At 70.0% G+C, this 13,418-nt stretch carries 15 protein-coding genes; 9 read left to right on the top strand and 6 right to left on the bottom strand.

All coding sequences use genetic code 11. The features are described 5' to 3' along the window. On the top strand, positions 1 to 584 hold a 584-nt coding region (locus QZ500_RS15960; RefSeq protein WP_295856477.1), incomplete at its 5' end, for a hypothetical protein. Positions 585 to 612: 28 nt separating this feature from the next. Here the strand turns inward: QZ500_RS15960 and QZ500_RS15955 are convergent. The 5 genes from QZ500_RS15955 to QZ500_RS15935 form a co-directional block, all read right to left on the bottom strand. Further along, on the bottom strand, positions 613 to 1,395 hold the full coding sequence (locus QZ500_RS15955; protein WP_295856476.1) for a glycosyltransferase family 2 protein: 783 nt from the start codon (positions 1,393 to 1,395) through the stop codon (positions 613 to 615). Further along, the gene (locus QZ500_RS15950) at positions 1,356 to 2,198 is read right to left on the bottom strand and encodes a lysophospholipid acyltransferase family protein (RefSeq protein ID WP_295856475.1); all 843 of its coding nucleotides are present in this window, start codon (positions 2,196 to 2,198) and stop codon (positions 1,356 to 1,358) included. The genes QZ500_RS15955 and QZ500_RS15950 overlap by 40 nt, the downstream gene beginning before the upstream one ends. Beyond that, positions 2,189 to 3,136, bottom strand: coding sequence for a hypothetical protein (locus tag QZ500_RS15945; RefSeq protein WP_295856473.1), 948 nt, complete (start codon positions 3,134 to 3,136; stop codon positions 2,189 to 2,191). The genes QZ500_RS15950 and QZ500_RS15945 overlap by 10 nt, the downstream gene beginning before the upstream one ends. An 86-nt stretch (positions 3,137 to 3,222) precedes the next feature. Then, positions 3,223 to 4,572, bottom strand: a complete 1,350-nt coding sequence (locus QZ500_RS15940) for an NAD(P)/FAD-dependent oxidoreductase (protein WP_295856472.1) — start codon at positions 4,570 to 4,572, stop codon at positions 3,223 to 3,225. Further along, complete coding sequence (locus QZ500_RS15935) at positions 4,569 to 5,339, bottom strand: class I SAM-dependent methyltransferase (RefSeq protein WP_295856470.1); 771 nt, start codon at positions 5,337 to 5,339, stop codon at positions 4,569 to 4,571. Before QZ500_RS15935 ends, QZ500_RS15940 begins: the two co-directional genes overlap by 4 nt. A gap of 111 nt (positions 5,340 to 5,450) precedes the next feature. Between QZ500_RS15935 and QZ500_RS15930 the strand changes: the two genes are divergently transcribed. From QZ500_RS15930 to rng, 8 genes are all read left to right on the top strand, one after another. Further along, complete coding sequence (locus QZ500_RS15930; protein ID WP_295856468.1) at positions 5,451 to 6,176, top strand: YebC/PmpR family DNA-binding transcriptional regulator; 726 nt, start codon at positions 5,451 to 5,453, stop codon at positions 6,174 to 6,176. Continuing rightward, positions 6,173 to 7,453, top strand: coding sequence for a phosphoribosylamine--glycine ligase (purD, locus tag QZ500_RS15925; protein ID WP_295856466.1), 1,281 nt, complete (start codon positions 6,173 to 6,175; stop codon positions 7,451 to 7,453). The genes QZ500_RS15930 and purD overlap by 4 nt, the downstream gene beginning before the upstream one ends. Then, the gene (hemF, locus tag QZ500_RS15920) at positions 7,453 to 8,385 is read left to right on the top strand and encodes an oxygen-dependent coproporphyrinogen oxidase (protein ID WP_295856464.1); all 933 of its coding nucleotides are present in this window, start codon (positions 7,453 to 7,455) and stop codon (positions 8,383 to 8,385) included. The genes purD and hemF overlap by 1 nt, the downstream gene beginning before the upstream one ends. Next, complete coding sequence (nadD, locus tag QZ500_RS15915; protein ID WP_295856462.1) at positions 8,376 to 8,999, top strand: nicotinate-nucleotide adenylyltransferase; 624 nt, start codon at positions 8,376 to 8,378, stop codon at positions 8,997 to 8,999. The genes hemF and nadD overlap by 10 nt, the downstream gene beginning before the upstream one ends. Beyond that, the gene (rsfS, locus tag QZ500_RS15910) at positions 8,996 to 9,748 is read left to right on the top strand and encodes a ribosome silencing factor (RefSeq protein WP_295856460.1); all 753 of its coding nucleotides are present in this window, start codon (positions 8,996 to 8,998) and stop codon (positions 9,746 to 9,748) included. Before nadD ends, rsfS begins: the two co-directional genes overlap by 4 nt. Positions 9,749 to 9,767: 19 nt before the next feature. Beyond that, complete coding sequence (gene rlmH / locus QZ500_RS15905) at positions 9,768 to 10,235, top strand: 23S rRNA (pseudouridine(1915)-N(3))-methyltransferase RlmH (RefSeq protein ID WP_295856458.1); 468 nt, start codon at positions 9,768 to 9,770, stop codon at positions 10,233 to 10,235. Positions 10,236 to 10,245: 10 nt separating this feature from the next. Continuing rightward, positions 10,246 to 10,866, top strand: a complete 621-nt coding sequence (locus tag QZ500_RS15900; protein WP_295856456.1) for a Maf family protein — start codon at positions 10,246 to 10,248, stop codon at positions 10,864 to 10,866. Between the two features lie 97 nt (positions 10,867 to 10,963). After that, positions 10,964 to 12,448, top strand: a complete 1,485-nt coding sequence (gene rng / locus QZ500_RS15895) for a ribonuclease G (protein WP_295856454.1) — start codon at positions 10,964 to 10,966, stop codon at positions 12,446 to 12,448. Here rng and QZ500_RS15890 read toward each other — a convergent pair. After that, positions 12,427 to 13,418, bottom strand: a 992-nt coding sequence (locus QZ500_RS15890; protein ID WP_295856453.1) for an NAD-binding protein, incomplete at its 5' end; no start/stop codon positions are given. The genes rng and QZ500_RS15890 overlap by 22 nt on opposite strands.

Below are 13,418 nucleotides of genomic sequence, written 5' to 3'. Positions count from 1 at the left end.
CCCGACTCGCCACCGCCGCTGCCACGGTCGCGGTGGCTTTGCTGACCGGCTGTGCCGCGAATGTGAGCCGTACCTCCGCATCGCCCGCCGGCGCGACGCCCACGGTGGGCGCGACCGGGGCCGCGGTTCCCGCGACGCCCCCCGTCGCGCTGCACCCCGACGCTGCCCGCAAGCTGGTGCTGCAGGTCGTGCCCGAAGGCGCAGCCCGCGGCTCGTCCGACTGGCAGAGTTTCCAGGGCGAATGGCGCTCGGCCTTCGCCGCCGCGGCTGCGGCGCGTAACCTGCCGTTCGCCTACATCGACAGCCCGACGCCGCCGCCGCGCGAGGCCGGCACGCTGCTGCAGGCCGTGGTGCGCGACTACCGCTACGTCTCCACCGGCGCCCGTATCGGGTTGGGCATCATGACCGGCAATGCGTTCGTGGATGCACGGCTGCGCTTCATCGACCTGGCGACCGGCCGGGTGGTGAACGAGCAGACGCTCAACACCACCTCGTCGGCCTGGCAGGGCGTGTTCTCGGCCATGACCAGCCGGCAGCTCGAAACCGTCGCGCGCGACGTGGTGGACGACGTCAAGCCGCGCTGATCGCCGTCGCCCGGGGCGCGGGCGGCCGTCAGGGCTGGAACGGCGGAAGGCGGCGTAGCCGCCGCCAGACCAGCACCGGCAGACGCACCACGAATTCGAGGAACAGCCGCGTGTGCATCCAGCTCAGCAGCAGGTTGTCGCGGCCGTAGCGGAAATGCGAGACGCCGCCTTCCTCGGCGCGCAGGTACTTCACCGGCGCGTCGAGGTTGACCGGCTTCACGCCGTGCCAGGCCAGCCGCACGGCGGCTTCGGGGTCGAAGTCGAAGCGGCGCATCCACGGCTGGCGCGCCATCAGGTCCACCAGCGGCCCGACCGGGTAGACCCGGAAGCCGTAGAGCGAATCGCCGACGCCGGCGAACAGCGTCTCCAGCTGCGCCCACCCGTTCGACACCTTGCGACCCCGCACCCGCAGCAGCGGCGCACTGGCGTCGAACACCGGCCGGCCCAGCACCATCGTGTCCGGCCGCGCCTGGGAGGCCCGCATGAACGCGGGGATGAGGTCGGCCGGATGCTGGCCGTCGGCATCCATCGTCAGGGCGTGGGTGAAGCCGGCGACGCGGGCGGCCTCCAGACCGTGCAGTACCGCGGAGCCCTTGCCCCGGTTCTCCGGCAGGACGAGCACCCGCAGCCCGGGGTCGGCTGCGGCGTGCGCCTGCAGCCGGACGGTGGTGCCGTCGGTGCTGCCGTCCATCACGACCCACACTGGATTCCACGTCCTGCGGGCCGCTGCCACCGTTGCGAACAGCTGCTCGCCGGTGTTGTAGCTCGGGATCAGGACGAGGTGGGTGGACGAGGCGGTGACGGCGGACATGCGGAAGCAGCGGAAGGCGGCAGCGAGGGAAGCGAAGACGGGCACGCGGCGGCGCGGTAGTACTGCTCGATCCGCGCCAGCAGGTCGGCACTGTCGGGCGACGGTGCGAAGCGCGCGCCGAGCCGCGCGGTCACGACGATCTGTGCGGGCGGCACCCGCCAGATCGGCCAGCCCTTGCGCAGGTAGGGCGAGTCGGTGTCGAGGAACACCGTCTGGATCGGCGCATCGGCCAGCTTGGCGATCAGGGTGATGCCCGGCCTGAACGGATTGACCGGCGCCCGTACGGTCCGGGTGCCTTCGGGAAACACGATGAGCTGGCCGCCGTCGCGCAGGTCGTCCACCGCGCAGCGCACCAGCCCGCGCGGCGAGTCGTTGCGGATGTAGCGGGCCAGCCGCGCTCCGGCGCCGAGGAACACGTTGCGCATCAGGTCGGCCTTCATGATGCAGGCGCTGCGCGGCAGCCGCGCGACCAGCAGCAGCGCGTCGATCATCGTCGGATGGTTGGCGACGATGATCAGGCCCCGCTCGTCGTGCAACGCGTCGAGGCAGCGCACGTCGATGCGCAGCAGGCCGAGCAGACCGGCCAGGGCCCACACGCCGCGGTAGGCATAGGCGATCGCCGCACGTCCGACATCCCTTCCACGTTCCCGCGGCAGCAGCGGGTGCAGGAGCATCGCGCACAGGTTCCACGCGAGCGATACCACGCCCAGCACCAGCAGCACGCCGTAGAGCAGCAGCGCGCGCGGGACGTGCGCGCACGCCCGCAGCAGCCGCGCCGCCGGCCACGGCAGGTTCAGCTGCATGCCCCGGGTTCCGCGTGGACGGCGGCCAGCCGGCCGCCGGCGAAGGCATGGGCCTCGATCTCCACCAGCAGCTCGCTGCGGCACACGTCGGCCTGCAGCGCCACCAGGTCCGGTCCGAGCACCGGTGCCACGATATCGCGCACGGTGGGCCAGTCGGCGGCGTGGCGCACGTACACCACCGCCTGCAGATCGCGCAGGCCGAAAACGGCAGAGCCGTGTGCACCGGCCGCGTCGGTCAGCGCCTGCAGGTTGGCCAGCGTCTCGTGTGTCTGGGCAGCGACGTCGCCGGGGTGCCGCGTCTCATGCCCGACGATGCTTGCCGTGCCCGACACGAAGAGCGCCACCCGACCGGCTCCGGCATCGGCCAGGGCCGCCCGCGAGAAGGTCGGGCTGCGCGGCCCGTACTGCGCGGGATAGCGGTAAGCGGACACCTGGCGCGGATTCTCGACCGCCACCGGTGGCCGTCGTGCCGCCAGGAACCGCAGCCGGTACGGTCCGGCCGGCGCACCGAGCGCACAGGCGGCAGGGGCGCCCTCGAGCACGGTGCGGCCGGCGTCGACGAAGGCCTGCTGGCGTCCCACGTTGAAATGCCGGTAGCGCTCCAGTCCGCCGTCGCCGTCGGCATTGATCGCGGGCAGGTAATTCCAGAGGCGCAGCAGATGCGGATACCCGGTCTCGTCCAGCGTGGCGAACAGGTCCGCATAGATGCGGCGCGTCCGTTCCGCCAGATCGGCGCTGCCGGTGGATTCGTCGAATTCGGCCGCGCCGTAGAGCCAGCGGCCGTCCTCGCGCCAGCGGATCTGGCCGGTTTGCCCAATGCGCGGCGTGGCGCCTTCGCCGAGCCACGCGTCGCAGCACGGCTGCGCTGGTGCCAGCAGCGGGCCTGGGATCGCGTCGACCGTACCCGCGGCATCGCCCGGCCAGCCGTAGCCGAGCACCCCTAGCAGCGCGGCGTCATCCCCGAACGCCGGAGTGCTCCGACGGACGGCGTGCAATGGCGCCGCAAGACGTGGCACGGCGCTGGTCACTTGGCACCGACGATGGTTTCGCCGCGCAGCGGCCCGAGGTCGCGGATGTTCTGCCGGCGGCGCTTCCAGTGCGCGAAGCTGCGGCGCAGGTGCACCAGCGAGAAGGTGTAGTACAGGCCCTTCAGGATCCGCAGCGAACCCCAGATCGGCGTGCGGCCGTGGATGTCGCCGGCCAGCATCGACATCAGCGCCTCCTTGGTGCGCATCGGGTTCTGCGGGAACAGGAAGAAGTCGCGCATCGTCGGGCTGCTGACGCGGTAGATGAACCAGGAAAACTCGCGCGGCCCGTGGCGCATGTATTTCTCGAACTTCCGGCGCGCGGCCGCGGCTTCCCGCGGTCGGTCGAGCGCCGTCGCCACCACCTCGGCTCCCTCGAAGGCGCTGTGCATCGCGAGGTACACCCCGGAGGAGAACACCGGGTCGATGAAGGCGAAGGCGTCGCCCAGCATCAGGAAACGCTCACCGCTGCAGTGCGTGCTCGTATAGGAATAGTTGCCGGTCGCGTGCACCGTGCCGTCCACCAGTTCGGCGCCGGCGAGGCGCGCCGCCAGCTTCGGCGCCATCGCGATCGTGTCGGCGAAGAATTCCGGCAGCGGCTTGTCGCGCGATTTCAGGTAGTAGGGCCAGCAGACCGCACCCACGCTCGTCGTGCCGTCGGCCAGCGGAATGAACCAGAACCAGCCGTGCGCGAACCAGAAGATGGTGATGTGGCCTTCCATCTTGCCCGGCAGGCGCTCGGCCTGGCGGAAATGGCCGAACAGGGCGGCGCTGTTGTGCTTCGGGTTCTTGCGCTTGGCATCGAGCTTGCCCGACAGCAGCGTGTCGCGGCCCGATGCGTCGATCACGAAACGGGCGCGCCAGCGCCGCTGCGCGCCGTCGTCCATCACGGCCGACACGTCTGCGCCGTCGTCGTCGAACTGCACATCGCGCACCCGGCAGCCTTCCAGTGTGCGGGCACCGCGCCGCGCGGCATTGCGGAACAGGATTTCGTCCAGGTCGGAGCGCCGCACCTGCCAAGCATGGTCGAGCGACCGGTTCCAGCCCTCCGCAAAGTCGAGGCGGCTGGGCGCCTCGTGTTCCTGGGACACGAACTCCACGCCCCATTTCGGCATGCCGATGCGTTCCACCTCAAGCAGGACGCCGAGCTTCTCGAAAAGGGCGACGTTGGCCGGCAGCAGCGATTCGCCGATATGGAAGCGGGGGTGGTAGGCCTTCTCGGCCAGGACGACGTCGCGGCCCTGCGCGGCCAGCAGCGCGGCAACCGTCGCGCCGGCCGGACCGCCGCCGATCACCATCACGTCGCATGCCTCGGGCGGGATGACGGCCGCGGAGTCCTGTGCTGTCATGCCGGCTTCCTCGCCGTGTATTCGGAGAACACGCCCAGCTCCACGCTGCGCCGCACGTCGATGAAGCCTGCCTTGCGTAGGGACTCCATCACCGTCTCGGGCGGGATGCAGGCCTCGATCGTGTCCCAGTAGTAGCGCCACAGTTCGGCCGTGTCGCGGTGGCCGGCGACCACCCGCGCGATCAGGGGCACGACGGCTCGCATGTAACCCTTGAGCAGGAGGGTGCCCGCACGACTGCGCGGCTTGGTGATTTCCAGCACCGCGACCCGTCCGCCCGGACGCAGCACCCGGTGGAACTCGGCGAATGCCGCATCCACGTTGGAGATGTGCCGCAGGGCGTAGCCCATGCTGAGGAAATCGCTGCTGGCGTCGGGCCGGGGCAGGGCCTCGGCGAATCCGGTGACGAGCTGGATCCGCGCATCCTGCACCTGGCCCATCATGCCGGGGCTTGGGTCGACGCCGATCAGGGTGCCGGTCGGCCCGATCAGCGCCAGCGCCTCGCGCGCGACGAGGCCGGTGCCGATGCCGACGTCCAGCACGTCCATGCCGGCGGCGAGTCCGGCCTGTTGCAGCGCCCGGCGTCGGTACCAGGGGCCCGATCCCAGCGCGAGCACCCGCTCGATGCGCTCGTAGTCGGGCGCGGTCTCGTCGAAGATGCGGCGCAGGAATGCCTGATGCTCCGCTTCGTCGCGGTAGTACTGCGCCAGCGGCGCATGCGGAGCGAGCACTCCGGCGGGCTCGGGGAGGGGCGGGACGGACCTGGTCATCGGCGGATTATGCGCAGAGCGTCCTGCGCCCGGCGTGTCGCCCGCGCCACGGCGGGGCCCCGGGTAAAATCGGAGGCTGCTCGGCAACGAGAAACTTCAGAGAAGAGATGTATGGCTGGACACAGCAAATGGGCGAACATTCAGCACCGCAAGGGCCGCCAGGACGAGAAGCGCGGCAAGGTGTGGACCCGCGTCATCCGTGAAATCATGGTGGCCGCCCGCGCCGGCGGCGCCGACCTGTCGGCCAACCCGCGGCTGCGGCTCGCGGTGGACAAGGCCAAGGCCGCCAACATGCCGGCCGACACCATCAAGCGCAACGTCGACAAGGCCACCGGCAATCTCGAAGGCGTGAATTACGAGGAAATCCGTTACGAGGGCTACGGCATCGGCGGCGCCGCGATCATCGTCGACACCATGACCGACAACCGCGTGCGCACCGTCGCCGACGTGCGCCACGCCTTCAGCAAGTACGGCGGCAACATGGGCACCGAAGGCTCGGTCGCCTTCCAGTTTCGCCACGTGGGCCAGCTGGTCTTCGCCCCCGGCACCGACGAAGACAAGGTGATGGAAATCGCGCTGGAGGCAGGTGCCGACGACGTCGTCACCGACGACGACGGCGCGATCGAGGTGCTGGCCGCCCCTGCCGCCTTCGAGCCGGTGCGCAACGCACTGGAAGCCGCCGGCCTGACGCCGGAAGTGGCCGAAGTCACCATGCGCGCCGAGAACACGATCGAGGTCGCCGGCGAAGACGCCGCGCGCATGCAGAAACTGCTCGACGCACTCGAGGACCTGGACGATGTCCAGGAGGTCTACCACAACGCGGCGCTCTCCGAATGAAAGTTCTCGTCATCGGCGGCGGTGGCCGCGAACATGCCCTCGCCTGGAAACTGTCGGAGTCGCCGAAGGTCCAGCGCGTCTTCGTGGCGCCCGGCAACGGCGGCACCGCACGCGACGCACGCTTCGAGAACGTGCCGATCACCGACGTGCGTGCCCTGCGCGAATGGGCGCAGAACGAAAGGATCGGCCTGACGGTCGTCGGCCCCGAGGCGCCGCTGGCCGCCGGCGTGGTCGACGAGTTCCGCAACCACGGTCTGAAGGTGTTCGGCCCGACCCGTGCCGCGGCCCAGTTGGAAAGCAGCAAGGCATTCTCCAAGGCGTTCATGCAGCGCCACGGTATCCCGACGGCCGAATACCAGACCTTCACCGATGCGGCCGAAGCCCATGCCTACATCGATGCCAAGGGCGCCCCGATCGTGGTGAAGGCCGATGGCTTGGCGGCCGGCAAGGGCGTGGTCGTGGCGATGACCGCCGCCGAAGCGCACGAGGCGATCGACTTCATGCTCGAAGGCAACCGCTTCGGCGTCGTGCACAACGAGGGCGGTGCCCGCGTGGTGATCGAGGAATTCCTGCAGGGCGAGGAAGCCAGCTTCATCGTGCTGTGCGACGGCAAGAACGTCGTCGCACTGGCCACCAGCCAGGACCACAAGCGTCTGCAGGACGGCGACCAGGGTCCGAACACCGGCGGCATGGGCGCCTATTCGCCCGCGCCGATCGTGACGGCCGACGTGCATGCCCGCGCGATGCGCGAGATCATCCTGCCGACGATCCGCGGCATGGAGAAGGACGGCATTCCGTACACCGGCTTCCTCTATGCCGGTCTGATGATCGACGCGCAGGGCAAGCCCAAGACGCTCGAATTCAACTGCCGCATGGGCGATCCCGAGACGCAGCCGATCATGATGCGGTTGAAGAGCGACCTGTCCGACGTGCTGCTGGCCGGCGCCGAGATGCGGCTCGACCAGATCGAGCTGCAGTGGGACCGCCGGGTCGCCCTCGGCGTCGTGATGGCCGCGCACGGCTACCCGCTGGATCCGCGCAAGGGCGACGTGGTCACCGGGCTCCCGGCCGACCAGGACGACGCGATGGTGTTCCATGCGGGTACGGTGCTGGAAGACGGCGTGGTCCGCACCTCCGGCGGCCGGGTGCTGTGCGTGACCGTGCTCGCCGACAACGTGCGGCAGGCGCAGCAGCGGGCCTACGACGTGGCCCGCGGCATCCACTTCGACGGTGCGCAGTACCGGCGCGACATCGGGTTCCGGGCGGTGAAGGGCTGATGGCGGACCACCCGGCCGAAGCCGTCCGCGCCTACCTGGAAGGGCTGCAGCAGCGCATCGTCGCAGCCGTCGAGCAGATCGAATCCGCTGCAGGCGGCACGACCGCCTTCGTCACCGACCCGTGGCAGAAAGCCGCGGGCGAGCCGCTGCAGGGCGACGGCATTACCCGCATCCTCGAAGGCGGGGCGGTGTTCGAGCGCGCCGGATGCGGTTTCTCGCATGTCCGCGGACCGCGGCTGCCGCCCTCGGCCACCGAGCATCGGCCGCAACTGGCGGGCGCACCGTTCGAGGCGATGGGCGTGTCGCTGGTGTTCCATCCGCGCAATCCCTACGTGCCGACCGTCCACATGAACGTGCGCATGATCGCGGCCGGCCACCTGGGCGAGGAGCCGGTGTGCTGGTTCGGCGGCGGCATGGACCTCACGCCGATCTACGGCTTCGAGGAGGACGCGGCGCATTTCCACCGCACCTGCCGCGATGCGCTCGCGCCGTTCGGCGACGACAAGTACCCGCGCTTCAAGCAATGGTGCGACGAGTACTTCTACCTGAAGCACCGGCGCGAGGCCCGCGGCGTGGGCGGCGTGTTCTTCGACGATTTCGCCGAACTCGGGCCGGACCGCAGCCGGGCGATGATGCAGGCCGTCGGCGACGCGTTCTTGAATGCGTACCTGCCCATCGTCGCGCGCCGCCAGTCGGTGGCCTGGGGGCCGCGCGAGCGCAACTTCCAGCTGTACCGGCGCGGGCGGTACGTCGAATTCAACCTCGTCTGGGACCGCGGCACGCACTTCGGCCTGCAATCCGGCGGCCGTACCGAGTCGATCCTGCTGTCGATGCCGCCGCTGGCCGCGTGGCGCTACGACTACGCGCCGGACGCCGGCTCGCCCGAAGCCGCGCTTACCGACCGGTTCCTTACGCCGCGTGCATGGGTGTGAGCACCGCGGCCGAGCGGCGGCGCATCGGCCTCTTCGGCGGTGCGTTCGACCCGCCGCACTGCGCCCACGTCGCGCTGGCGCAGCAGGCCATCGACGAGCTGGCGCTGGACCTCCTGCATGTGGTTCCGACCGGTCGTGCGTGGCACAAGAAACGCACGCTGAGCCCGGCGCACGACCGTCTGGCGATGGTGCAGGCGGCGTTCGCCAGCATGCCGAAATCAGCGGTCGACGAGCGCGAACTGCGCCGGCCGGGGCCGAGCTACACCATCGACACCCTGACCGAACTGCAGGCCCAGTATCCGGATGCGCAGCTCTACCTGCTCATCGGTGCAGACCAGGCAGGCGCCCTGACGCAGTGGCACGGCTGGGCGGAGGTTGTGCGCCTCGCTATAATTTCAATAGCGCGTCGTCCAGACGCACCGAGCGCTCCGGGCCCCTGGGCCTTCGAAACCTCGCCGGATGCACGCACCGTCGCGCTGCACCTGCCCGACATTCCGATCAACGCCACCCAGGTCCGCGACCGGGTGGCGGCCGGCCAGCCGATCGACGCGCTGGTCCCGCCTGCGGTTGCAGGCTATATTGACTTTCACCACCTTTACCGACCTGCCCGATGACCACCACCAAAACGGAAACCGCCTCCAAGAAGGACGTCCAAAAGCTGCAGCGCGCGATCGTCGACGGGCTGGAGGACGTGAAGGCCGTCGACATCCAGGTGTTCAACACCGAGCATCTGTCGCCGCTGTTCGAGCGGGTGATCGTCGCCTCGGGTACGTCGAACCGGCAGACCAAGGCGCTGGCGTCGAGCGTGCGCGATGCGGTGCGCGAAGCCGGCTTTCCCAAGCCGCGCGTCGAGGGCGAGGACAACGGCGAGTGGATCATCGTGGACTGCGGCTCGGCGGTGGCGCATATCATGCAGCCCGCGATCCGCCAGTATTACCACCTGGAAGAGATCTGGGGCGACACGCCGGTCCGCCTGAAGCTCGGCGCACCGAAGCCGCCCAAGGCCGAGAAGCCGGCCGCCGAAAAGACCGTCAGCGGCGCCGCCCGCAAACCCGGACGTACGACCGCGGCGAAGACGGCAGCCGGTGCGAAGGCATCCACCGCCAAAAAGGCCAGTGCGGCGACCAAGACGGCCGCAGGCAAAACCGTCGCCGGGAAGACCGCGGCTGCCAAGAAGGCGCCTGCGAAGAAGGCCGCCACCGCGTCCGCCAAGACACCCGCCCGCAAGACGCCGATCCAGAAGCTGGTCGTGCCGGCGCCGGGCACCAAGAAGGCCGCGGCCAAGAAGCCTGCGGCCAAAAAGACCTCCGCATCCGCAGCCGCGAAGGCCCCGGCCCGCAAGACGGCGACCCGCAAGGCGTGAGCCGGCCGGCGGCGTCCGCATGAAGCTGCAGATCGTCGCCGTCGGCCAGCGCATGCCCGGCTGGGCCCAGACGGCTTACGACGACTATGCCAAGCGGTTTCCGCCGGAACTGAAGGTCGAACTGAAGGCGGTCAAGACCGAGCCGCGCGGTTCCAAATCGATCGACACGCTCTATGCGGCCGAGCGTGCGCGCATCGAAGCGGCCATTCCGCGCGGGCACCGGATCGTGGTGCTCGACGAGCGCGGCACGGCGGTGACCACCGTCGCGCTGGCGAAGCGGCTGAAGCAATGGCAGTTGGGCGGCGACGATGTGTCGCTGGTCATCGGCGGACCCGATGGGCTGGATCCGGCGTTCCGCGCCGCGGCGCACGAGTCGATCCGGCTGTCCGACCTGACGCTGCCGCACGCGATGGCGCGGGTGCTGCTGATCGAGCAGCTGTACCGCGCTTGGTCGGTCAACGCGTCCCATCCGTATCACCGCGAATAGGCTTTTTCCGATGTCCGAGCCGCCGTTTCTCTACCTCGCGTCGCAGAGCCCGCGCCGGGCGCAGTTGCTCGACCAGATGGGCGTGCGCCACCGGCTGCTCGTCGCCAATACCGACGGCGATGTCGAGGAAGACGCCGAGGCGATCGAAGTCGTCCGGCCGCGCGAGGCGCCCGCCCGGTACGTGCAGCGGGTCACCGCCGCCAAACTGGAGGCGGCGGTCGCGCGGTGGGTGCGGCGTGGTCTTCCCGACGCGCCCGTGCTGTGCGCGGATACGACGGTCGCGCTCGGCCGCACCATCCTCGGCAAACCGGCGGATGCTGCCGACGCGGCTGCGATGCTGCGCGCGCTGGCCGGCAACACCCACCGTGTGCTCACGGCCGTCGCGCTGCAGGACGGCGCGCGGCGCCATGCGACCCTCAGCGTGTCGGAGGTACGCTTCGCCCCGATGACCGACGCTCAGATCGCCGCGTATGTCGCGTCGGGCGAACCGTTCGGCAAGGCCGGAGGCTACGGCATCCAGGGCAGTGCCGCATTGCACATCGCCCGCATCGGCGGCAGCTATACCGGGATCATGGGCCTGCCGGTGTTCGAGACGGCCGAACTGCTGCGCGCGGCCGGCTGGCTGCTGTAACAGGCCGCACCGCGGCGGTGCGCATCGGCGGGGCAGGGCAGTAGACTCGTCCGCACAGCGCCGGTGCCCCGCCGGCCGAGACCAGTCCTCCCACGCCATGCAGCAAGACATCCTCATCAACTGGTCTCCGCAGGAGACGCGGGTCGCGGTCATCGAGCACGGCGCGCTGCAGGAGATCCATGTCGAGCGCACGCTGGAGCGCGGACTGGTCGGCAACGTCTACCTGGGCAAGGTCTCGCGGGTGCTGCCGGGCATGCAGTCGGCCTTCATCGACATCGGGCTGGAGCGGGCGGCCTTCCTGCACGTGGCGGACGTCTGGCACAAGCCGCCCGAGGGCGAGTCGCTGTCGCAGGCCCGCCAGTCGCAGCCGCAGATCCCGATCGAGCGGCAGGTGTTCGAAGGGCAGTCGCTGATGGTGCAGGTGATCAAGGACCCGATCGGCACCAAGGGCGCGCGGCTGTCGACGCAGATCAGCATCGCCGGCCGGCTGCTGGTGTTCCTGCCGCAGGACGACCATATCGGCGTGTCGCAGAAAATTCCGGTCGAGCAGCGCGACGCCCTGCGGCGGCGCCTGCAGGCCCTGACCGGCGCCGATACCGGCCAGAGCGGTGGCTTCATCCTGCGCACCAACGGCGAAGACGCGACCGACGCCGAACTGACCGACGACATCGCCTACCTGCGCAAGACCTGGGGCCGCATCCGCCAGGCGTCGCTCGCGCTGCCGCCCCGCTCGCTGCTGCACCAGGACCTGCACCTGCTGCAGCGGGTGCTGCGCGACCTGGTCGGCGAAGAGACCGTGTCGATCCGCATCGACTCGCGGGAACAGCATGACCGGCTGCTCGCCTTTGGCCGCGAGTTCATGCCGGCGGCGGCGGCCAAGCTGCAGCTCTACAAGGGCGAGCGGCCGATCTTCGACCTCTACCGCATCGACGAGGAGATCGCCCGCGCGCTCGGCCGCCGGGTCGACCTGAAATCGGGCGGCTACCTGATCGTCGACCAGACCGAGGCGCTGACCACGGTGGACGTGAACACCGGCGGCTTCGTCGGGGCCCGGAACTTCGAGGACACGATCTTCAAGACCAACCTGGAGGCCGCGCAGGCGATCGCCCGGCAGCTGCGGCTGCGCAACCTGGGCGGGATCATCATCGTCGACTTCATCGACATGCTGCGCGAGGAGCACCAGCAGCAGGTGCTCGGCGAATTCCGCAAGCAGCTCGGCCGCGACCGGGTGAAGACCTCCGCCGGCAGCTTCTCGCCCCTCGGCCTGCTGGAGATGACCCGCAAGCGCACCCGCGAGTCGCTGGCCCACATGCTGTGCGAGCCGTGCCCCGTCTGCCAGGGCAAGGGCATCGTCAAGACCGCCCGCAGCGTGACCTACGACATCCTGCGCGAGATCCTGCGGGAGGCGCGGCAGTTCAATCCGCGCGAATTCCGCATCGTTGCCTCGCCGAAGGTGGTGGAACTGTTCCTCGACGAGGAAAGCCAGCACTTGGCCGGCCTGTCGGACTTCATCGGCAAGCCGATCTCGCTGCAGGCCGAAGTGGCGATGGCGCAGGAGCACTACGACATCGTGCTGCTCTGAGCCGCCGGCGGCTGCGCGGCGGCGCGGTCCGCCTGCTGCAGCGCCTGCTCCGCTTCCGGGTTGAGCGCCTGGCCGCTGCGCTGGGGCCGGGTGAGCGGCGTGGGCGTCCAGCGCTGGTGGTGCATCAGATCGCGGCCCTGCTGGATGCCGCCCGCGATCTGCAGCTCGAGCCGCTCGATGTCGCGCCGGCGGACGTCCTCGGCCACCTCGGCGATCGTGTCCTCGGTCTCGCCCATGCGGCGCAGCGCCTCGGCTCCGAAGGCCATCGCCGACTCGAACGTCTCGCGCAGCTGGAAGTCCACGCCCGCGTGGATCAGGTCGATCGCATGCTGGCGGTCGTAGGCGCGGGCCAGCACCGGCACCAGCGGGAAGGCCTGCCGGGCCTGCTCGACGATCGACAGCGTCGCGTGCCGGTCGTCGGTGCAGACCAGCAGGGCGCGCGCGTCGCCGGCGCCGCTGGCGCGCAGCACTTCCATCCTGGTGCCGTCGCCGTAATAGGCGTGGAAGCCGAACCGCGCGGCGGCGCGGATCATGTCGGTATCGTTCTCGATGATCGTCACATCGATGCCGCGGGCCAGCAGCGACTGGCAGGCGATCTGCGCGAACCGGCCGAAGCCGATCACCATCACCTTGCCGAAGGCATCGCCTGCGCGGGCGCCGTCGTCCACCGTGCGCACGCCACTCAGGTCGGGCGCCGCCTTTTTCGGCAGCAGCCAGCGCAAGGCCATGACCGCGAGCGGGGTGAAGGCCATCGACAGGATCACGGCCGCGGTGAGCAGCGCGTTGACCCGCGTTTCGACGATGCCGGTCGCTGCGGCGGCGCCGTACAGCACGAAGGCGAATTCGCCGCCCTGGGCCATCAACGCCGCGCGCTCCAGCGCCTCCGGATGGCGCGCGCGTGCCAGTCGGGCGATGGCGTAGATGCCGGCACCCTTGAGCACCATCGCGGCCAGCACGCCGCCGAGCAGCC

The organism is uncultured Xylophilus sp., assembly GCA_913776965.1.
Lineage (GTDB): Bacteria > Pseudomonadota > Gammaproteobacteria > Burkholderiales > Burkholderiaceae_C > Xylophilus.
This window is presented reverse-complemented; position numbering and strand designations above follow the sequence as displayed.